This window comes from Micromonospora sp. NBC_00898 (assembly GCF_045207895.1).
GTDB lineage: Bacteria > Actinomycetota > Actinomycetes > Mycobacteriales > Micromonosporaceae > Micromonospora.
In genome coordinates, this window is the sequence record NZ_CP108775.1 from 2,240,231 (window position 1) to 2,260,908 (window position 20,678).

Here is a 20,678-nt window from a genome sequence, read left to right on the forward strand (position 1 = left end):
CGTGAACCTCTTTGACGTGGTCGAACTCCTCTCTGACCTTCCCGAGGAACAGCTCGCCGCCGGATCGGTCGGAACGATCGTCCACGTGTTCACCGCACCCGAGCAGGCGTTTGAAGTCGAGTTCACCGACAACGAAGGCCGTACGCTGACGACGATCGCTCTGAGGCCGGACAAGATCCGGCTCTACCGATAGAGGTCAGGGTTGCTGGGCAAGGAATGCTGGCGGGTTCAACCGGTCAGCGCTCCGTATCGTCTTCACCGGACCACGCGGCAGCGATGTCGACTACGCGTCGCTGTGGTGCAGCACCTGCCTTGAGGGCGCGCTAATCTGCCGTGCGCTGATACCTCCCGGCGTCACCGCTCCCGCGATCGAGACGCCCGAGGAGGAGCGAGTTCCCCGCATTCCCAACTTCCGCCTGGCCACCAAGCGGTCCTGTCGAACTCGATGGTCAGAACCGGCGACCCGGCGAAATGTCATGCGTCTGCCGGCCGGGTAGGAACCACGCCGGGTTGCTTACCCCCAGGAGCGCCCCGTCTCTCCCCCGGACCTGGGTGCGGAGGTAGGTGCCGTCGCCCGGTGTGACCCGCAGGTCGTACCAGCCCTGCCGGAGCTGCCGGGCGGAGACCCGGGTGGTCCGGGTGGCCGGGGTGAGGTCGCGGACGCCGGCCAGGTCCACCGTCCCAATGACCGCCTCCAGGGACGCGCCGGCCGGCAGCTCGGTGGCGCGCAGGCGGACGGTCAGCTCCGACGCGTCGGTGACGGCGACCGCGCCCATCGCCGTCCGACCGTCGAGCTCGATGTCCATCGCGCCCCGGTAGCGGGCCAGGTCGGTGAACCAGGCCTGGCCGGCGCGCAGCGCCGCCACCAGGGCGTCCCGGTCGGTGGACGGCGCCCAGACGTAGGTGATGTGCCGGTCGTCGCGGCCCCGCCAGTCGGTGCCGTCGTGGTCGTCGGTGACCCCGACGGCGGTGAAGAAGACGGCGTTGCGGGCGGCGACGTCGAGCGCCCACAGGTGGTCGTCGAGCGGTCCGCGACCGATCTCGACCAGGTCGGCGCCGAGGTTGTTCCGCTCCACCATCAGCCGGGCCAGCGATTCGCGGTTCTCCACGTCGAGCGGGTGGTTCCAGCAGACCACGCCACCGTGCGAGTGCAGGAACTCGATCATCCGCTCGGTGCGGGTCACGTCGTTGTCCCGGTACGGCGGCGACGGGAACTCCGGCAGGGTCTGGTCCCCGCCGAACCAGTTGAGGTGCCGCACCAGCGACACCTCGTACGCCCGGTGGTGGATCACGCCCGGGAACGCTCCGTCGTACGCGCGCAGCACCTCGGCCCGCAGGTCCTCGCCGGCCTGACCGGCGCGGCGGGCCCGGTCGAAGGCCAGCCGGTCGACGACGAAGCTGGCCCGCGCCGACGCGCGCACGCTCACCCCGAGGCGCAGACCGCGCAGCGAGTTGTCCCCCGCGACCAGGTCGGGCCAGAGCCGCCGGACGTCCGCCACCAGCGGCAGGGTGTGCCGGCGCCACTCCCCCGCCGGGGCGGGCAGATCGACGGTGCCGAGCAGGCCGTCCGTCGAGTGGCCGGTGCGGTCCGTGGCCCCGATGCGGTAGCGCAGGACGTACTGGCCGCCGGGGCGGCCGGCCCGGGCCGGGTGGTGGGACAGGGCGATCTCGACGAGCAGTGTCGCGTCCGGCCCGGACGCCTCGGGCAGCACGTCGAGGTGGAGGGTGGTGTCGGAGATGTTGCCGGTGTGCGTCCAGTTCCAGGCCTGGCCCGCGTACCAGAGGATGCCCGCGCCGGTGGCGGTCAGCCGCAGGGCCCTCGCCGGGTCGTCGGTGGCGTGCGGGCTGTCGACGAAGTCGGCGGCCGACGCGGTCAGCCGGCCCTCGGTGGACGCTCGCCAGGTCCAGGCCAGCCCGCCCTCCCGCTCCTCCGCGCCGTCGAAGTGCACCATTCGGCGGTGGTCGTGCGCGGCGACCCGGAAGTCGTGGTCGGTCCACCAGATCACGTCGACGTCGTTGCGGCGGGCCTGGTCGAGGTGGGCGGCGTAGCTGGCGATGCCCTCGCTGAACGAGGCGTGGATGTGCATCGCCATGCTGATCGGGCGCCGGCCGGAGGCTCGGGGCGTCGGCGTCGACCCGGAGGACAGGGCGAGCCCGACGGGGCCCGCGACACCCGCCACCGCCAGACCGCCGGCCGCGGCGAGCACCGTCCGGCGGCGGAGGCGAGGCGGCGGCTCGGACATGACGGCTCCAGAAGAGGGGTGCCGCGAGCCTACGGGACCGCAGGCGGCGGCGATCGCCAGGATCCGCTGGATGTGGAGTGCCCCGAGCCCACCCTCGTCGTCGTGGATCTGCACGTGGTGATGTGTAGTGCTTCGTGCGCCATTACCTGTGCCCGGTTGCGGGGCTGCCTGATGCTGCCGGGGAGTCGAACCCCGCGCTGCCCTCCGCGCGCCAGGAAGGTTGACCGGGTAGCAGCCGGCCCTGGTGTGCACGCCTCCGCGACGGCTACCTGCTCCACATCGCTCAGTCCAGCAGGTCGGCCTCCCAGTTCGTCCGCTGGATCAACACGTCGAGTTCCCGCAGCTCCCGCGCGAGCGCGTCGGCCTGCGCCCGCAGGTCCGCCACGGGCAGCGCGGCGAGCATCCGCAGCTCGGAGCGGAGCTGACGGAGTGCGGGCCCGCGCCCACCACCGGCGGCCGCGTCGGCAGCCCGCCCCGCTCGCCGACCTCGTCGGCTGACACCACCTGCCCGATCAACCCGCTTGGCGCACTCAGCTCTGCCTCATCGCTCTTCTGAGCGCCGATTTACACGTACCCGATGGCGTCGATCCGGCCCCAGCGGCCAGGAATGTCGAGGAGCTCGATCCGACCGAATCCCGCGGGCAGCGCCGGCGCCACCACCAGGTCTTCTCCGTACGGCTCCAAGCCGAGCACGGTCCGCAAGAACAGCAGTGGCGCGCCGGTGGACAGGACCTGAGGGCTGTTCGCGGTGGGGTACTGCACCGGGTGTCTGGTCAGCTTCCGCTCGTACCCGGCGAAGGCCTCCGGCAGTCGACCGTCGAAGTAGTTGGCGGCGTCGATGATGCCCTGGGCGATGTGGGCGGCTTCCTGGGTGAAGCCGTAGCGGCGTAGTCCCCAGGCGATGAAGGAGTTGTCGAAGGGCCAGACGGTGCCGACGTGGTAGCCGAGCGGGTTGTAGCGGGCTTCTCCTTCGGCGAGGGTGCGGACGCCCCAGCCGGAGAAGAGTCGGGGGCCGAGGAGGTGTTCGGCGATCTTCGCGGCCCGGGACTGTTCGACGATGCCGCTCCACAGCAGGTGGCCGATGTTGGAGGACAGCGCGTCGACCTGGCCGCCGTCGGCGTCGATCGCGAGCGCGTAGTATTCGCCGTCCTCGACCCAGAAGTCCCGGTTGAAGCGCTCCTTGAGGTCGGCCGCTTCCCGTTCGAGGCGGTCGGCGTAGGCCGGGTCGTTCCAGAACTCGCGGGCCAGCCGGGCGCCGCGGATCTTGGCGTCGTAGGCGTAGCCCTGCAGCTCACAGGTGGCCCGGGGCAGGCCCGGCAGCCTGCCGTCGCGGTAGGAGATCGCCTCCGGCGATTCCTTCCAGCACTGGTTGTCCAGGCCGGTCTGCTCGTTGCGGCGTTGGTACCAGACGTAGCCGTTGCCCATGATGTCGCCGTACTCGTCGATCCAGTGCAGGGCCGCCCGGGCCTCGTCCTCGAACTCCCGCACCAGGGCGGCGTTCCCGGTCCACCGCTCGTACTCGTCGAGCAGGATCACGTAGAGCGGGGTGACGTCGGCGCTGCCGTAATACGGCGATTGCGGGCGTTGCTCGAACGCGACCAGCTCGCCGTAGCGGAACTCGCGCAGGATCTTTCCCGGTTCCTCGTCCCGGAAGTCGTCCAGCACCGAGCCCTGGTCGATCCCGAGCATGCGCAACGTGGCCACGGCGAGTTCCGAGGCGAAGGGCAGCGCCTGCAGACTGGCGAAGATGGAATCACGTCCAGTGAGGGTCGCGGCCCACGGCAGGCCGGCGGCGGGCATTGCCTCCTTCGGGAGCGTCAGCGGCGAGTATCGCAACGCCGCAAGATCGACCAGGCTACGACGGTACGTCCTTGTCAGCGACGCCGAGTCGGAGTTCAGTTGCGGTGCCTTGTCGAGCCACCGTTCAAGGTCCTGCTCGAGGTGCACCTTGTTCCGCCTGCGGCGCGCGGGATACACGTGGTCGCGAACATCCTGGCCGTCCGGGCGCAGCACCCGTCCACGAACGTGCAGGGTCGTGGTCCACTGCTCGTGCGCGCCGACCTGGATGTGGTACGTCAGCCCGTGCTCGTCGACCTGCGCCGGCTCGCTCGTCGAGATGGCCGTCTCGCGCCGGAACTTCTCGCGCTCGTAGCAGAGGTGCAGGGACCCATCCTCGACGCGCTTGTAGGTCCGGCCCACCGCCTTCTCCGGCTGCGCGATCGCGAGCAGCGGCATGAAGTCGGAGTCCGCCTCGAAGCGGACGGTGAACTCGGCTGGTTCGCTGGTGTGGTTGAAGACCGTCAACCGCTCCTCGAAGCTGCCGGCGACCGACCGTTCCCGCATGACCGACACCTTGGCGTCCAGGTAGTGGGTCGGCGCGCCCGGGACCAGGAAGAAACGCACGTCGAAGTACCGCGAGTCGTCCATGGCCAGCGCGTGCAGCCGTTCGCCGTTGATGCTCAGCCGCCACAGCGACAGGAATCGGGTGTCGAACGAGAAGAACCCGCACGGGACAGCGGGTGACGCTTCGATGTCGCCGCTGTCGAAGCTCAACACGAAGATGTTGCCGTCCAGGATCCTGACGAGCTCGCCACTCATCTGCGCACCCCATGTTCGCGGGCAAAGGTCCGCGGATGGCGCGCGCCGGGCGTCTCGCGGAATAGCCGCTCCAGCAGGACGATGAACCGGTACTGGCCTTCGCTCGTGATCTCGTTCCGCAGCCACGCCGGCAACGGTTTCTCCTCGCCCCGCACCATCCGGTCGAAGAACGCGTTGTCGGCACGGATGACGCAGTCGGCGTCGCGCTCCTCCCTCGACACCCGAACATCACCATTGGTGATAATGACTAGCCAATGGTCGATCCCGTGGTCGTGTTCGAGGTCGAAGCGTACGGTGCCGTTGGTTTTCTTCAGCAGGCGTTCGGACCCGCGGCGGTCGAGTTCGTCGAAGAACTCTCTGGTCGCATCCGACATCAGCGCCACCCCTCGCAAGTCGACCGGCTCAACAGGCAGCGTCGCTCAACCCTTGGTGCCGTGGCATCACCCGTAGCGGGTGAGATTGGAACAACGGTGTCGGCCGCGCCAATCTCATCCGATCCGGGTGATGCCGAGGTGCCCAGGTCCGGGTGATGCTGTCCTGGTCAGAACTGACCGAGGGAGTCTGATGTCAGATCCAACGGCGGAGTTCTTCGACGGGCTCGGCCGCCGCGGCCACGAACCCCTGCTCGAGGAGGCCACCGGCACCATACGCTTCGACCTCAAGCACGATCACGGGCTCGACCGTTGGTTTGTGGTGATCCGACAGGGTGATGTCCGCGTTTCGCGAGATGAGCGCGAGTCCGACTCGGTCGTCCGCGCCGAGAAGGGACTCTTCGACCGGATCGTCAGCGGCGAGGAGAATCTGTACGCGGCGTGGGTGCGCAACGAACTCAGGGCCGAGGGCGAGGTGCGGCTCGCCCGCCTCATGCAGCGGGTCTTTCCGGGGCCGCCCGGCGCGCACCACCCGCGGATGTTCGCCCGCGAGCGGAGACGGCAGGCATGACCGAGGACCTCGTCCGGCTTCTGGACGGCAACACGTTCGTGGTGAGTGAGGCGAGCGGCGACATCGACGCGTCTCCCACTATCCCGACCGGCCTGTTCTCGTTCGACACCCGATTCCTGTCGAAGTGGTTGCTGAGCATCGACGGGGATCGACTCAGCGCGCTCACCGTCGACGACCTCGAGTACTTCGAGACGCGGTTCTTTCTCGTCCCCGCTGCTGCGACGCCCGCCGACCCCAAGGTTTCGGCCATCCGCGAGCGCTCGATCGGTGGCAGCTTCCGCGAGCGGTTGACGGTGGTCAACCACCGAAGCGAGCCGGTCGACCTGCGGATCCGGTTCGAGGTTGCCAGCGACTTCGCCGATCTGTTCGAGATCAAGGACGTGCAGGAAAAGAAGGGGCAATACTACGCGCGGGTCGAAGACGGGTGCCTGCGGCTCGGGTACCGCCGCGAGGCGTTCCAGCGGGAGACGGTCGTCTCCAGCACCGAGCCGGCCCGGATCGACGAGCACGGGCTGACGTACGACGTCCGGATCGGACCGCACGGCGAATGGGTGACCGAAATTCAGGTGGCGACACTGGGCGTGAACGGGCGTGGTCTCCGGGAGAGCCTCCAGGGCAGGCCCGGCCGGGTCAAGACGGAGATTCGCCGGGATCTGGACCTTTGGCTCGCCGAGACCCCCCGCCTGACGTGCGACTCCGAGTCACTGATGATGACCTACCGGCGTAGCCTCGTCGACCTCGCCGCGCTGCGCTTCACGCCGCTGACGGGCGGCGGACGAAGCCTTCCTGCCGCCGGCCTGCCGTGGTTCATGGCCATCTTCGGTCGTGACAGCATCTTCACCAGCCTGCAGGCGCTGCCGTTCGCACCGGATCTCGCCGCTACGACGCTGCGCCTGCTGACGCTGGTGCAGGGCATCGTGCTGGACGACTTCCGCGAAGAAGAGCCGGGAAAGATCATGCACGAGTTGCGCTACGGGGAGACGGTCGGCTTCGAGGAACAGCCGCACTCACCGTATTTCGGCAGCGCCGACGCGACGCCCCTCTACGTCATCCTGCTCGACGAATACGAGCGCTGGACCGGAGACGCCGATGCGGTGCGGCGACTCGAGCGCTCGGCGCGGGCGGCCCTTGACTGGATCGACGAGTACGGCGACATCATGGGCAACGGCTACATCTGGTACCAACGCCGTAACGAGCAGACCGGCCTGGACAACCAGTGCTGGAAGGACTCCTGGGACGCCATCTCCTACCGCGACGGCCGGCTGCCCGGCCTGCCCCGCGCCACCTGTGAGCTGCAGGGCTACGCCTACGACGCCAAGATCCGCGGCGCCCGGCTGGCCCGCGAGTTCTGGAACGACCCGGCCTACGCCGACCGCCTCGAACGGGAAGCGGCCGACCTCAAGGAGCGCTTCAACCGGGACTTCTGGGTCGAGGACGGCGAATACTACGCGCTCGCGATCGACGCCGACGGCGGCCAGGTCGACGCGCTGTCCTCCAACATCGGCCACCTGCTGTGGAGCGGCATCGTCGAGGCGTCCCGGGCCGCGAAGATCGCCGAACACCTCCTCGGCCCCCGACTCTTCTCCGGCTGGGGCGTCCGCACCCTCGCCGAAGGAGAAGCCCGCTACAACCCGCTCGGCTACCACGTCGGCACCGTCTGGCCCTTCGACAACTCCTTCATCGCCTGGGGACTACGCCGCTACGGCTTCACCCAGGAAGCCGCCCACATCGCCCAGGGCATCATCGACGCCGCCAACTACTTCGACGGTCGACTGCCGGAGGCCTTCGCCGGACACGACCGGGAGTTGACCCGGTACCCCGTGCGCTACCCGACGGCCTGCAGTCCACAGGCGTGGTCGACGGGCACCCCCTTGTTGCTGCTGCGGACCATGCTCGGCATGGAGCCGCGCGGGGAGCACCTCGTGACCAGACCGGCGGTGCCCCGAAAAGTCGGTCGGATCGAACTGCGGAACATTCCAGGGCGGTGGGGCCGCGCCGACGCCTTCGGATGCGGGCGCCTCGACTGACTGTGACGTTCAGGCGGCGTACCGGGCGGCCAGGTCGACGACGCGGCGGGCGGCGGCCACCATCGCGCGGTCGGCGAACCGGCCGTCGGGCAGCACCACCGTGCCGGAGTCGCGGGCCTGCGCGTCGGCGATCGCGGCGAGGAGTTCCCGGGCCCGGTCCACCTCCCGCTCGGCCGGACGGAACGCCTCGGCGATCACCGGGAGCTGACGGGGGTGGATGGCGGCGCGGCCGAGGAAGCCGAGCCGCCGGCCGGCCGCGCAGGAGGCGGCGAGTCCGTCGAGGTCGGCGACGTTCGCGTAGACCGACATGGCGGGCGGCGGCAGGCCGGCCGCACGGGCCGCGACCACGATCCGGCCGCGCGCCCAGAGCAGGCCGTCGTCGTCGGCGACGCCCAGGTCGGAGCGCAGGTCGGCCTCGCCGAGCCCGAGCGAGGCCACCGCCGGGTGCGCGCCCGCGATGTCGTACGCGACCTCCAGCCCGACGGCGGACTCGATCAGCGGGTGCAGCGGCGCGTCGACCCGGGCGGCGAGCGCGGCGACGGTCGCCGCGGACTCCACCTTGGGCAGTCGCAGCCCGGCCAGCCCCGGCGCGCCGACGACGGCGGCCAGGTCGGCGTCGACGTCCGGGCCGGTCAGCTCGTTGACCCGGACCTGCACCGGCACGGGCTGCGGCGCGGCGAGGAATTCGGCGACAGCCGCGCGGGCGTACGCCTTGCGCCCGGCGACGACGGCGTCCTCCAGGTCGAGGATGACCGCGTCGGCGCCGGAGGCGACCGCCTTGGCGAACCGGTCCGGGCGGTCCCCGGGCACGTAGAGCAGGGTGAGCAGCATCAGATGACCCCACGTTCGCGCAGCGCGGCCAGTTCGTCGTCGGTGACGCCGAGCGCCCGGAGCACCTCGTCGGTGTCCTGGCCGTGCCGCCGCCCGGCGTGCCGGATCTCCCCCGGGCTGGCGGACATCCGGAACGGCACGTTCTGCATCCGTACCTGGCCGAGCTCCTCGTCGGGGACGGTGACGACGGTGCCCAGCGCCGCGTACTGCGGGTCGGCGAGGATGTCGCGGACGTCGTAGACGGGGGCGATGGCAGCCTGGGCGGCCTCGAACGCGTCCACCACCTCGTCCCGGTCGCGTTTCGCCACCCAGGCGCCGACGGCGGCGTCGAGCTCGTCGGCGTGCGCGGCCCGGCCGCTGCCCGTGGCGAACCAGGGTTCGTCGATCAGTTCGGGGCGGCCGACCAGCCGCAGCACCCGCTCGGCGATGCTCTGCGCGCTGGTGGACACCGCCACCCACCGCCCGTCGGCGCACCGGTAGGTGTTGCGGGGGGCGTTGTTGTTGGACCGGTTGCCCAGCCGGGGCTGCACGTAGCCGAGCTGGTCGTACCAGGTGATCTGCGGACCGAGCATCGCCATGATCGGTTCGATGATGGCCAGGTCGACCACCTGGCCCTGGCCGGTGCGGTCGCGGCCGCGCAGGGCCAGCATCACCGCGTACGCGGCGGCGAGTGCGGTGACCGAGTCGGCGAGCCCGAACGGGGGCAGGGTGGGTGGCCCGTCGGGTTCCCCGGTGGCGGCGGCGAAGCCGCTCATCGCCTCGGCGAGGGTGCCGAAGCCGGGCCGGGACGCGTACGGGCCGAGCTGGCCGAACCCGCTGATCCGGGCGATCACCAGGCGCGGGTTCACCGCGTGCAGCTCGGCCGGCCCGAGGCCCCAGCGTTCCAGGGTGCCGGGGCGGAAGTTCTCCACCAGCACGTCCGCGTCGGCGATCAGCCGGCGCAGCAGCTCCGCGCCCTGCGGGTCGGACAGGTTGCAGGTGACGGTCCGCTTGTTGCGACCGAGCACCTTCCACCACAGGCCTACGCCGTCCCTGGCCGGGCCGTGCCCGCGCGACGGGTCGGGCTTGGCCGGGTGCTCGACCTTGACCACGTCGGCGCCGAAGTCACCGAGGAACGCGGCGGCGAGCGGGCCGGCGAAGAGCGTGGCCAGGTCGACGACCTTGACCCCGTACAGCGGCGCGGTCATCGGACCTCCCTCGGCAGGTCGGCGGCGCAGCGGAAGCCGATCGAGTCGGAGCGGGTCAGCCCCGCGCCGGTCAGCAGCAGCTTCACCGACACCTCGGGCGGCTGCGGGCCGCCGTCGAGGTACCAGTCGGAGCCCTCCGCCCGGTACGCGCATCCACCCTTGAGGATCACGAACCGGGTACGCCCGTCGGAGTGTTCGCTCTCGGTCAGGTTCCAGACGAGGGGTTCTCGTCGGGCGAGCAGCCCCGCCTCGGCGGCCACCTGCCACTCGTCCTCGGTGGGCAGCCGCAGCCCCGCCCAGTCGGCGTACGCGCGGGCGTCGGCGAGGTCGACGCCGGTGACCGGGGCGTCGTCGGGTCCCCGGCCGGCGGTGAACCGTTCCGGTCGGATCGGTCGGTAGCCGGTGGCGGCGAGGAACCGGGCGTACTGGCCGTGGGTGACCTCGTGGGTGTCGATGGCGAACCGGCCGAGCCGGACCGGGCGGAGCAGGGTGCCGGTGTGGTGCAGCCGGGGCGGCAGCGGCTTCCACTCGTCGACGTACGGCGCCTCCCCGTACAGGCCGGTCTCCCGGACCCGGTGCCGGACGGTCAGCTCGTGGTGGCCACCGTCGACGGTGACCATGCCGTCGGGCAGGGCGGCGAGGGGCGACCACGGGGTGCGGGCGCGGACGGCGGCGCGGGCCGGGAAGGACGGGTCCCCGGTCGGCGGCTCGTGCCGGGCGACGGGCGCGTCGGTGGCGACCACGGCGGCGACGGCGCCGGCCGGGAGCGGACCGCCGACGGCGACCCGGCCGTCACCGGCTTCGCTGACGGTCAGCTCGGCGCCGGTGACCAGGTCGACGAAGCGCCGGCCCGGCCGGGGGTCGGTGACCAGCCACGGACCGTCGTGGTCGTCGCCCCGGTTGACCACCGTCCAGAGTGGCTGGTCGTCGTGCGTCCAGCGCGACGCGTAGACCCGGCCACCGCCGGGGTGGTCGGCGAGCGGCACCCAGTCCTCGGCGCGCAGCCAGGCGGCGTGGCTGGTCTGCACCCGCCGCATGGCCCGCAGCACCGCCCTGTCCCGGTCGTTCCAGCCGACCCAGACGCCGAAGACGCTCTCCCAGACCAGCACGCCGCAGCCGTTGAGCCAGGCCGAGTGCAGCTCGTCGAGGTGGCTGCGGTGCCAACGTCGGGTGTGGTGCAGGATGTGCCGCCGCTCGAACCACTTGGCCCGCAGCACCCCGGGCACCTCGGAGTCGGCGAACCACTGCGCCCAGGACATCGCGTGGTCCTCGATGCGCGCCAGCGGCACCCGGCTCTCCCCTTCGAGGACGAGGCCGGGGCGGACCGCGTCGAGGGCCTTGCGCAGCTCGCCGGCGCCCTCCTTGAGGGTGTCCAGGAAGACCCCGTCGACGCCGAGGGTGGCGGCCAGCGCGGCCACCTCCTCCGCGTCGGCGCCGGGCTCCCGCCGGGTGCCGGTGTCCCAGGGGTTGTAGTCGATGAACACCCGGACGCCGTGCGCCTGGAACGCGCGCACCACGTCGGGCAGCTCGGGGACGTCCCGGTACCAGTCGAACTGGTTGCGCTCGTCCAGCCCGATCACCGGATACGCGTGCCAGAGCACCACCCCGTCGAAGCCGCCGAAGTCGAGGCGCGCGGCCTCGAGGAACGCCTCGACGGTGAAGACGCCCCGCTCGTGGTCGTAGAGGGTCTCATCCCAGAGCCAGGCGAGGCAGACGCTGAAGCAGTCGGTGGTGATCGCGTCGTAGTGGCTGCCGGTGTAGGCGAGACGGGCCCGCGCGTCGGCCCGCCACCGGGTGAGCTGGTCCCGCCAGGCGGGCCAGTCGGCCGGGTCGTCGGGGGCGGCGAAGACCTTCGCCTCGTCGAGGGTGGCCAGGTCGGCGTGCGCGCCGAGCGGCACGCCGGTCGGCCGGTCGATCGGTCGCGGCACGTAGGGGTTGAGGCTCACGCGGCAGCTCCGTAGGTCGCGGCGTACAGGGCGTCGATCGCGGCCCGCTCGGGCAGGGCGGTGGACGCGCCGGCGCGCTGCGCGCAGGCCGCGCCGGCGGCGCACGCCCAGCGCAGCACGGCCGTCGCCGTGTCGGCGGTGAGGGTGCCACCGCGCTCGGCGAGGGCGACCGCGAGGGCGCCGGTGAACGCGTCACCGGACGCGGTGGTGTCGACCGCGTCGATCTTCGGCGCCGGGACCTCGACGCGGACGCCATGCCGATCCGCGTACGCGGCGCCACGCGCGCCAAGGGTCAGCACCACCCGGGGCACCAGGGCCACCAGGGCGTCGAGCAGCGCGCCGGGCTCTTCGGTGAAGACGCCGCCGACGATCGCCGCCTCGTGTTCGTTGACCACCAGCACGTCGACCAGGTCGAGCAGTTCGGCGGGCAGCGGCCGGGCCGGGGCGGCGTTGAGCACCACGGTGGTCGCGGCGGCGCGGGCCCAGCCGGCGGCCTGACCGACCGCCGCGAGCGGCACCTCCAACTGGAGCAGCAGCACGTCGGCGGCCGCCACCGCCGTACGTTCGGCGTCATCCAGCCCGGTCAGGGCGGCGTTGGCGCCGGGCGCGACGACGATGAAGTTCTCCGCCGCGTCGTCAACGGCGATCAGCGCGACGCCGGAGGGCCCGTCGACGGTACGCAGGCCCCGCACGTCGATGCCGGCGGCGATCAGGTTGTCCCGCAGCAGCGTGCCGAAGTCGTCGGTGCCGACGGCACCGACGAAGTCGCAGTCCGCGCCCGCCCGGGCGGCGGCCACCGCCTGGTTGGCGCCCTTGCCGCCGGGCACGGTGCGGAAGTCGCCGCCGAGCACCGTCTCCCCCGGCCGGGGCAGCTGCGGCGTGGTCACCACCAGGTCCAGGTTGGCGCTGCCGACCACGACCACCCGGGCGCTCACGCCGCACCCCCGGCGGCCAGGGCGAGGGTACGGTCGGCGAGGGCGTCGAAGCCGATCCCGTCGAAGCCGGCGATGCTGCTGGCCAGCCGGTTGCGCAGCGGGGCGACCCAACACTCGGGCAGCCCGGACGCGCCGGTCAGCGCCCCGGTGACCGCCCCGACGGTCGCGCCGGTCGAGTCGGTGTCCCAGCCGCCCGCGACCACCGCGCAGATGGACCGTTCCAGGTCGCCGCGCCCATAGGCGAGCGCCGCCGCGACCAGCGCGGCGTTGTTGCGCACGTGCACCCAGTGCAGGTGCCCGTGCCGCTGGTAGAGGGTGTCCACGATGGTCTCCCAGTCGTCGGTGCCGGCGCCGAGCGTGCGCGCCTCCCGGACGGCGGCGGTGAACCGGCTGCGCGGCGGCAGCACCGACTCGCCCGCGTCCAGCACCTCGTCGATGCTCCCGGCCACCGGCGCCGCCGCGGCCAGGGCCGCCACCCAGATCGCCCCGTACGCCCCGGCCCTGACGTGGCTGACGGCGGCGTCCCGCCAGGCCGCCTCGGCGGCCCGGTCGGGCCGGCCAGGGTTGGTCCAGCCGTACAGGTCGGTGCGGATCTGCGCGCCTATCCACTCCCGGAACGGGTTGTGCCGGCGGGCGGTCTCCGGCGGGGTGTGCCCGAGCAGCAGGTTGCGGTAGGCGACCCGCTCGGCGGTGAAGACCCGCCCGGCGGGCAGCCAGTCCAGCCAGGCCTGGGCCACGTCGGCGCTGGTGAAGCCCGGCCCGTGGGTCTCCAGGATCCGCAGGGCCAGCAGCGCGAAGTTGAGGTCGTCGTCCTCGGGCATGCCGGCGATGTTCTCGGCCAGGCTGGTGGGGGCGCTGCGCCGGTTCCACGGCCAGCGGGCCGCCACCTCGGCGGGCAGCCCCTCGGCGGTGAAGTACCCGCGCAGCGGCCACCGGCCGGTGGCGGTGAGGATCTCCCGGATCCCGTGTCGGGGGATCTTCTCCACGGGCTTGCCGAGCAGGCAGCCGACGGCCCGGCCGAGCCAGGCGCCGTGCAGCCGGTCCCGCGTCACCGACGTCGGCAGGTCCCAGGTCGCCGGCCAGGTGGCCCGGACGGCGGCGAGGTCGTCCGGCTCGTCCGCGGCGTGGGGCCTGGGCAGCGCGTCCGCGGCGTCGAGCAGCTCGCCGGCGAGGGCGCGCAGCTCGGGTGACGCCGGCACGGCGGACGCGCCGCTGACCGGGGCCGTGACGTCGCCGCCGGCCGCCGCCCAGCGGTCGGCGAGGGCGGTGACGTCGCGGCCCTCGTCCCGGCTGGCCGCCAGCTCGTGCGGCAGCAGGTCCTCCGGCTGCACCCAGGTCAGCCGCAGCCCACCCGCAGCGCTCATGCCAGGCCGCCGAAGCGCTCGGCGCGCCGGGCGAACCGCTCCCGGTCCCGGTCGAAGACCTCGGTGGCCACCTCGGCGAGGACCCGCGCCGGCTCGACCAGGTCGGTGCGGGACGCCTCGGCAACCACGTCGGACCACTCGGCGGGCACTGCCGCCGCGCCGCCGAGCGCCCCGGCGATCGCGCCGGCCATGGTGGCGGTGGAGTCGGCGTCGCGGCCGTAGTTGATCGCGCCGAGCACCGCCGCCCGGTAGTCGCCGCCGGCCACCACCAGCATGCCGAGGGCCACCGGCAGCTCCTCGATGGCGTGCAGCCGGCTCGGGCGGCGGGCGCCCAGGCCGGGGCTGCGGTACTCCTCCCCCACCGTGTCGTAGGGGGCCACCGCGGCGCGCAGCGCGGGAATGGCGATCTTCCAGTCGTCGTACCCCCGGGCCTCCTTGACCACCGCGTCGATGGCGGCGCGGGTGCCGTCGCGGGCCAGGTCGAGGGTCGCGGCGACCACGTCGTCGACGCCCGCGCCGGGCGCCGCGGCGGCGGCGACCGCGGCGGCGAAGACCGCCGCGGCCTCCCGCCCGTAGCTGTGCTGGTGCGCCCCGGCGATCTCCACCGCCTCCGCGTACGCCCCGGCCGGATCGCCGGCGTTGACGATGCCGACCGGGGCCATGTACATGGCGGCGCCGCAGTTGACGATGTTGCCCACGCCGGCCTCACGGGGATCGGCGTGCGCGTGGTGCAGGCGGGTGACCAGCCACCGTTCGGCCGCGGCCAGCCGGTGGAAGGTCACCCCCTCCCGCTCCAGGTCCGGGATGTAGACCACCCGCTCGATCAGGTCGGGGACGAGCCGCTCCACCACGTCGTACGCGTCGAGGTGGTCCCGCTTGGCCGCGTACGCCCGGACCAGGGCGTGGGTCATCAACGTGTCGTCGGTGATGTGCCCGTCGCCCTTGTGGTACGGCGCGAGTGGCCGCGCGGTGGCCCAGTCGGCGTGGTACGGGGGCACGATGCCCTCGACCCAGCCGCCGTAGCGGGCGCGGATCTGCTCCGGCAGTGCTGTCTCGGTGGCCCCGCCGAGGGCGTCGCCGACGGCGGCACCGACCAGACATCCGACCGACGTGTCGAGCAAGAGTGACATGGTTACCTCAGAACCTGCTTGCCACCGTCGACCAGCTGCGTGCCGAGCTGGTCCAGGGTGATCTTGTTGGCGAAGTACTGTTGAAGGGCCGGGGTGGCGTACTTGGTCTTCCACTCCGGGTAGCCGTCGACCTTCTGGAACGGGGCGACGGTCAGGTCGGCGGCGCTGTCCGCGGCGACGTCCCAGCCCTGCTTGCCGCCGGTCAGCTTGACCAGCTCCTGGTTGGCCTGCTTGCCGGTGGGCACCAGCCAGTCACCCTTGGCGAGGGTGGCCATGTTGGTCGGGTTGAGGAACCACTCCAGGAACTGCGCGGCCTGCTTCTTGTGCTTGCTGTCCTCGGAGATGGACAGCGTCTGCGGGTTGGCGGCCTGCTTGGTGGACATGCCCTTGATCGGCGGGAGGGTCACCCAGTCGAAACCGGCGGGGGCCTGCTCGACCATCTGCTGGCGCAGCGACACCGAGCCGGGCAGCATCGCGTACTTGCCGCCGAAGAAGCCGGGCAGGGTGTCCGCGCCGCTCATGCCCAGCGCCTCCGGGGAGGCGGACTTGCTGGTGTAGAGCATGTCGTGGATCCGCTTCGGCACCTCCTTCTCGGCGTCGCCGACCTTCACCTCGGTCTTGCCGCCGTCGGTGTAGAAGAACTTGCCGTCGTAGTTGAGCGCCAGGTTCATCACCCGGTTGGTGGGCGACTTCAGCGCCCAGGCCACGCCGAACTGGCCGGGCTTGGTGAGCTTCTGGGCGTTGGCCTGGAACTCGTCCCAGGTCCAGCCGCCGTCGGCCGGCGGCACGGTGACCCCGGCGGCGTCGAGCAGCTTCTTGTTGGCGATGACGACCTGCGACTCCAGCAGGAACGGCACGCCGGTGACCTTGCCGTCGAAGGTGGCGGTGTCCCAGACGCCCTGGTCGATCTGGCCCTTGAAGTCGTCGCTGAGCAGCTTGGAGACGTCGGCCAGGTAGCCCTGCTTGCTGAACTCGCCGATGGCGGCCGCCTCGTAGTGCACGATGTCGGCGGCGTCACCACCCTCGAACGAGGTGAGCAGCTGGTCGTGCACGGAGTTCCAGTCGCCCTGGACGTACTCGACCTGGATGTCGGGGTGTTCGGCGTTCCACTTGGCGACCAGGTCCTTGTTGGCCTGGAGCGACTCCTTCTGCCAGGCCAGGCTGAGGAAGCGCAGCTTCACCGGGCCGGACGACGCCTCGTCGGAGCCGCCGCCGTCACCGCAGGCGGTGAGGGCGCCGAGGCCGACGACCGCGACCGCGGCGGCCGCCGCGAGTCGACGGAATCTGCTACGGAGCATGGGGGATTCCTCCTTGGGTGGTGGGTGGGGGACGGTGTCAGCCCTTGACCGCGCCGGCGAGCGACCCGGACGAGAGCCGGCGTTGCATGAACGCGAAGAAGATCAGGCTGGGCAGGGTGGCCAGCAGGGATCCGGCGGCCAGGGGGCCGAGCCGGGCGGTGCCCTCGATGCCGACGAACCGGGCCAGGGTGACCGGCAGGGTGGCCAGCTCGGGGGTCTTGAGCAGCACGAGGGCGAAGAAGAACTCGTTCCAGGCGGAGATGAACGAGAACAGCGCGGTGGCGACGATGCCGGGTGCGAGCAGCGGGAAGACCACCCGGCGCAGGATCTGCAGGCGGCTGGCCCCGTCGACGCTGGCCGCCTCCTCCAGCTCGCGCGGGATGTTGCGCACGAAGCCCTGGAGCATCCACAGCGCGAACGGCAGCGCCCAGACCACGTAGATCAGCACCAGCCCGGCGTGGCTGTTGGCCAGCCCGACCTCGCGCAGGATCAGGAAGATCGGGATGATCAGCAGCACGAACGGGAACAGCTGCGACAGCAGCACCCAGCCCAGCGCCGCGGTGCCGAGCTTCGTCTTGAACCGGGCCAGCGCGTACGACGCGGGCATCGCGACGAGCACGGTGAGCACCGCCGAGGCGAGCGAGACCTTGAGGCTGTTCAGGGCGGCCCGGCCGAGTTCCTGTTCGGTGAAGGCCTGGACGAAGTTCTGCACCGTCGGGTTGGTGGGGATCAGCGTGGGGTGCAGCTGGACCAGTTCCCGGGGCGGCTTGAAGGCGGTGGAGACCAGCCAGACCAGCGGGAACCCGAGGAAGATCAGGTAGCCGCTGAGGGCGAGGTACTGCAACGTCCGCCCGGTGCGGCTCGGCTTTCCGAACATGTCTAGTTCGCCTCCCTCAGCCGGCGGCGCAGGTAGACCGCGAGCAGCGCGACGATGATCACGACCATGACGTTGCCGAGCGCGGCGGCGTAGCCGTAGTTGCCGTAGCGGAACGCCTCCTCGTAGGCGAAGAGCATCGGCAGCATGGTCTTGCCGCCCGGCCCGCCCGTGGTCAGCACGTAGACCAGGCCGAACGAGTTGAAGTTCCAGATGAAGTCCAGCGAGGTGATCGCGACGATCACCGGCGCGAGCGCGGGCAGCGTGACGTTGCGGAACCGGTGCCAGGTGCCGGCGCCGTCCACCGCGGCCGCCTCGTGCAGCTCGCGCGGCACGCCCTGCAACCCCGCCAGCAGTACGACCGTGGTCTGCGGCATGCCGGCCCAGACGCCCACGATGATCACCGCCGGCAGGGCGGTGCTGAAGTCGCCGAGCCAGTTGGTGCGCATCCCGTCCGCGCCGACCCGGTGGAAGAACTCGTTGAGCAGGCCGGCGTCGGGGTGGTAGACCAGCTTCCACAGGATGCCGACCACCACCGGGGGCATCGCCCAGGGCACCACGGCGAGCACCCGGGCGGCCCCCCGGAAGCGCAGCTGCTGGTTGAGCAGCAGGGCCAGCCCGAGGGCGAGCACGAACTGCAGCACGGTCACCCCGACCGCCCAGAGCAGCCCGATCTTGAACGAGTTCCAGAACAGCTCGTCGCCGAGCAGCTCCCGGTAGTTGGCCAGCCCGGTGAAGCTCACCTCGGCGTGCCGGCCGGCGCGGGCGTCGGTGAAGCCGAGGTAGATGCCGCGCACCAGCGGGAACACCGACAGCACGACGATGGGCAGCAGCGACGGCAGGAGCAGCAGGTAGATGCCCACCCGGTCGGAGCGGGAGCGGGCGGCGCGGGGGCCGTCGGCGCGAGCGACGTCCGGCCGTTCGGCCACGGTGGTCACGCGGTCACCTCCGGGGTACGCGGTGCGGGCGCCGGGTCGGTCGTGCTCGCCGGTGCGGGTACGAACAGCGCCGGTGCGGCGCTGGAGGCGCGGACGGCGAGGTGGGGGGCGACCTGCTCGCGCCGGGGCGGCAGGGCCGGGTCGGCGATGCGTTGCAGGAGGAGCCCGGCGGCGCGCCGACCGCGCTCGGCCGAGCCGAGGGAGACGCTGGAGAGCTGCGGGAACATCATCCGGGCCAGCTCGGTGTCGTCCATGCCGACCAGCGCCACGTCCGCGGGGACCCGGTGGCCGGCGGCGAGCAGGGCGTGCAGCGCCCCGACGGCGATCAGGTCGTTGGCGCAGACCAGCGCGTCGGGGCGGGCCCGGGTGAGCAGCCGTTCGGCGGCGGCGCGGCCGGCGGCGTACTGGAAGTCGCCGACCTCCACGAGGCGCTCGTCGAGGTCGATGCCGTGACCGGCGAGGGCGGCCCGGAAGCCGGCGTCGCGGGCGGCGCCGGGGACGGTGTCGAGCGGGCCGTTGACGAAGCCGATCCGCCGGCGTCCGGCGGCGACCAGGTGGTCGACCGCCAGCCCCACGCCGGCGCGTGAGTCGGTGCGGACGTTGTCGACCGGGGCGTCGGCGCCGAGCTGACCGACCACCACCACCGGCACCGGGCTGTCGACCAGCGCGGCCAGGTGGTCGTCGGTGACCCGGATCGGCGAGACGATCATCCCGTCGACGTAGCGGTGGGCGAGCCGGCGCAGCAGGGCCGTCTCGTTGGCGACCTGGCCGCCGGTGGCGTGCACCAGCAGTTGCCGGCCGGAGGCGGCGACCACCGACTCGATGGCGCGCATCATCTCGACGTACACCGGGTTGCCGATGTCCTCGACGGCGAGCGCGATCAGGCCGGTGCGCTGCGACTGGAGCGAGCGGGCGATGGCGTTGGGCACGTAGCCGACCTCGGCCGCCGCGGCGCGGACCTTGCGGATGGTCTCCGGGCTGCCGCCGACGCCGTTGAGCACCCGGGAGGCGGAGGCGATCGAGACGCCGGCCCGGGCGGCGACGGTGTGCACGGTGGGTCGACCGTCGACCGTTTCCTGTAAACGTTTACGACCCACGACCGCCACCTCCACCTGCTCGCTGTAAACGTTTCCGGGAGTCTGCGCCTGAGCCGACGGTCAGGTCAAGGGCTCGTTACGAAAACGTTTCCAACCGCCGCTGAACCGAGCCGACCAGCAGACCGGCGGTCGGCTCGGGCTGGCGCCGTCGGTCAGCGGCCGCCGACGGGCACCCGGGCAACCACCGGACGACCGGTCAGCCGCCGGAACGCCAGGTAACCCTCGCACCCGAGGCAGAGGTCGAAGGCGGCGTTGAGGAAGGCGGCGGCCAGCGCCGCGCCGGTGGCGGCCAGCCCGAGCACCGGGACTCCCGCGAGGAAGCCGGTCGCCCCGGTCGCGGCGAACGCGAGGCCGACGAGCTGGGCGAAGCGGACGGGCGCCACCGGCTCGAGCTCCGCCGGTGGGCGCAGCCGGGGCGCCACCAGCGCGCGGTAGAGCAGGCCGTACGGGCCGAACCGTGGGTTGACGGCGGTCACCGCGAAGACCGCGGCCTGGGCCAGCACGAGCAGGCCCGAGCCGGTGATCAGCGCGACGGCCAGGACGAGGGTGGTGAGGGCGGCGGCGAACCGGGGCCCACGGGGGTCGAGCAGCATGAGGGAGTTCCGTTCGGCGGGCGCGGCCGCAGCCGCGGGGCGGGTCGGTCAGGCGGGACGGACCGACGCACAGAGGCTCGCCGCGAGCCACCCGTGGTCCACCACCCGCCGCCGGGTGAGCGCCACGCCCGTCACCGCCGCGCCTCGGCGAGCAGCGGCGTGACCGCCGCGAGGATCGCCCCCTTCGCCGGCACCCCCGAGGCGCGCTGCACGATCCGTCCGGCCGCGTCCACCACCAGCACCGTCGGGGTACGCCAGACGTCCAGCTCCCGGGCCAGGTCCAGGCGTTCCTCGACGTCGACCTCGATGAGGCGCAGCCCGTCGACCCGCCCCTGGACGTCCGCCAGGACGCGACGGGTGGCCCGGCACGGGGCGCAGACCGGAGCCGAGAACTGGACCAGGGTGACCGTCCCGGCGGGCACGCCGAGCGCGGCCAGCGCAGCGGAACCCGAGGCGCCGCCTGACGGAGGGCCAAGGCTGTCGACGGGTGCGGCGACCGGACGGAACCGACCGTCGCGACGCCTCCGCCACCAGCCGAGGACGCTGGCGAGCGCGAGCACGGCCACCACCACCACGACGCCGGTCAGGGTGGGCTGCTGCTGCACCGCCCTAGCGTGCCACAACGCCCGCGGTTCCCCGCGCCCGCCGTCCGGCCGACCACCTCGGGCACGCCGC

Annotated in this window: 18 protein-coding genes and 1 pseudogene; 3 read left to right on the plus strand and 16 right to left on the minus strand. The window is 72.3% G+C overall.

Features of this window, described 5'->3' with window-relative positions:
* The first annotated feature begins 1 nt into the window (after position 1).
* Complete coding sequence (locus OG799_RS11000; protein ID WP_406044928.1) at positions 2-193, plus strand: DUF4926 domain-containing protein; 192 nt, start codon at positions 2-4, stop codon at positions 191-193.
* Positions 194-449: 256 nt separating this feature from the next.
* On the opposite strand, the gene OG799_RS11005 is transcribed toward OG799_RS11000, so the two are convergent.
* From OG799_RS11005 to OG799_RS11020, 4 genes and pseudogenes are all read right to left on the minus strand, one after another.
* A complete protein-coding gene (locus tag OG799_RS11005; protein ID WP_406044929.1) occupies positions 450-2,243 on the minus strand; it encodes a hypothetical protein in 1,794 nt (597 codons plus the stop codon).
* Between the two features lie 283 nt (positions 2,244-2,526).
* Positions 2,527-2,697: pseudogene (locus OG799_RS11010) on the minus strand (hypothetical protein); the annotation flags it as partial.
* A 110-nt stretch (positions 2,698-2,807) separates the two neighbouring features.
* Positions 2,808-4,841, minus strand: a complete 2,034-nt coding sequence (locus OG799_RS11015; protein ID WP_406044930.1) for a glycogen debranching N-terminal domain-containing protein — start codon at positions 4,839-4,841, stop codon at positions 2,808-2,810.
* The gene (locus OG799_RS11020) at positions 4,838-5,215 is read right to left on the minus strand and encodes an SCP2 sterol-binding domain-containing protein (protein ID WP_406044931.1); all 378 of its coding nucleotides are present in this window, start codon (positions 5,213-5,215) and stop codon (positions 4,838-4,840) included. The genes OG799_RS11015 and OG799_RS11020 overlap by 4 nt, the downstream gene beginning before the upstream one ends.
* Positions 5,216-5,405: 190 nt before the next feature.
* On the opposite strand from OG799_RS11020, the gene OG799_RS11025 reads away from it, so the two are divergent.
* Both OG799_RS11025 and OG799_RS11030 read left to right on the plus strand, forming a co-directional pair.
* A complete protein-coding gene (locus tag OG799_RS11025; protein WP_406044932.1) occupies positions 5,406-5,783 on the plus strand; it encodes an SCP2 sterol-binding domain-containing protein in 378 nt (125 codons plus the stop codon).
* Positions 5,780-7,810: a glycogen debranching N-terminal domain-containing protein gene (locus OG799_RS11030; protein WP_406044933.1), complete on the plus strand. Its 2,031-nt coding sequence runs from the start codon at positions 5,780-5,782 to the stop codon at positions 7,808-7,810. The genes OG799_RS11025 and OG799_RS11030 overlap by 4 nt, the downstream gene beginning before the upstream one ends.
* A 9-nt stretch (positions 7,811-7,819) precedes the next feature.
* Here the strand turns inward: OG799_RS11030 and OG799_RS11035 are convergent, their stop codons facing one another.
* The 12 genes from OG799_RS11035 to OG799_RS11090 form a co-directional block, all read right to left on the minus strand.
* Positions 7,820-8,641, minus strand: a complete 822-nt coding sequence (locus OG799_RS11035; RefSeq protein WP_406044934.1) for an HpcH/HpaI aldolase/citrate lyase family protein — start codon at positions 8,639-8,641, stop codon at positions 7,820-7,822.
* Entirely contained in the window at positions 8,641-9,828 is a 1,188-nt protein-coding gene (locus tag OG799_RS11040) for a CaiB/BaiF CoA transferase family protein (protein WP_406044935.1), read from the minus strand. Before OG799_RS11040 ends, OG799_RS11035 begins: the two co-directional genes overlap by 1 nt.
* Positions 9,825-11,774: an SUMF1/EgtB/PvdO family nonheme iron enzyme gene (locus OG799_RS11045; protein WP_406044936.1), complete on the minus strand. Its 1,950-nt coding sequence runs from the start codon at positions 11,772-11,774 to the stop codon at positions 9,825-9,827. Before OG799_RS11045 ends, OG799_RS11040 begins: the two co-directional genes overlap by 4 nt.
* Entirely contained in the window at positions 11,771-12,709 is a 939-nt protein-coding gene (locus tag OG799_RS11050) for a ribokinase (RefSeq protein ID WP_406044937.1), read from the minus strand. The genes OG799_RS11045 and OG799_RS11050 overlap by 4 nt, the downstream gene beginning before the upstream one ends.
* Entirely contained in the window at positions 12,706-14,073 is a 1,368-nt protein-coding gene (locus OG799_RS11055) for an ADP-ribosylglycohydrolase family protein (RefSeq protein ID WP_406044938.1), read from the minus strand. Before OG799_RS11055 ends, OG799_RS11050 begins: the two co-directional genes overlap by 4 nt.
* A complete protein-coding gene (locus OG799_RS11060; protein WP_406044939.1) occupies positions 14,070-15,203 on the minus strand; it encodes an ADP-ribosylglycohydrolase family protein in 1,134 nt (377 codons plus the stop codon). Before OG799_RS11060 ends, OG799_RS11055 begins: the two co-directional genes overlap by 4 nt.
* Positions 15,204-15,205: 2 nt before the next feature.
* Positions 15,206-16,501: an ABC transporter substrate-binding protein gene (locus OG799_RS11065; RefSeq protein ID WP_406044940.1), complete on the minus strand. Its 1,296-nt coding sequence runs from the start codon at positions 16,499-16,501 to the stop codon at positions 15,206-15,208.
* A 37-nt stretch (positions 16,502-16,538) separates the two neighbouring features.
* Positions 16,539-17,378: a carbohydrate ABC transporter permease gene (locus OG799_RS11070; protein WP_406044941.1), complete on the minus strand. Its 840-nt coding sequence runs from the start codon at positions 17,376-17,378 to the stop codon at positions 16,539-16,541.
* A 2-nt stretch (positions 17,379-17,380) separates the two neighbouring features.
* Positions 17,381-18,313 carry a carbohydrate ABC transporter permease gene (locus tag OG799_RS11075; RefSeq protein WP_406044942.1) on the minus strand — a complete coding sequence of 311 codons (933 nt, stop codon included), beginning with the start codon at positions 18,311-18,313 and terminating at the stop codon, positions 17,381-17,383.
* Positions 18,310-19,410, minus strand: coding sequence for a LacI family DNA-binding transcriptional regulator (locus OG799_RS11080; protein WP_406044943.1), 1,101 nt, complete (start codon positions 19,408-19,410; stop codon positions 18,310-18,312). The genes OG799_RS11075 and OG799_RS11080 overlap by 4 nt, the downstream gene beginning before the upstream one ends.
* 152 nt (positions 19,411-19,562) lie before the next feature.
* Positions 19,563-20,003 (minus strand): DUF4395 domain-containing protein, encoded by a 441-nt coding sequence (locus tag OG799_RS11085; RefSeq protein ID WP_406044944.1) that lies wholly within the window; start codon positions 20,001-20,003, stop codon positions 19,563-19,565.
* 131 nt (positions 20,004-20,134) lie between these two features.
* Positions 20,135-20,608, minus strand: coding sequence for a TlpA family protein disulfide reductase (locus OG799_RS11090; RefSeq protein WP_406044945.1), 474 nt, complete (start codon positions 20,606-20,608; stop codon positions 20,135-20,137).
* Positions 20,609-20,678: the final 70 nt, after the last annotated feature.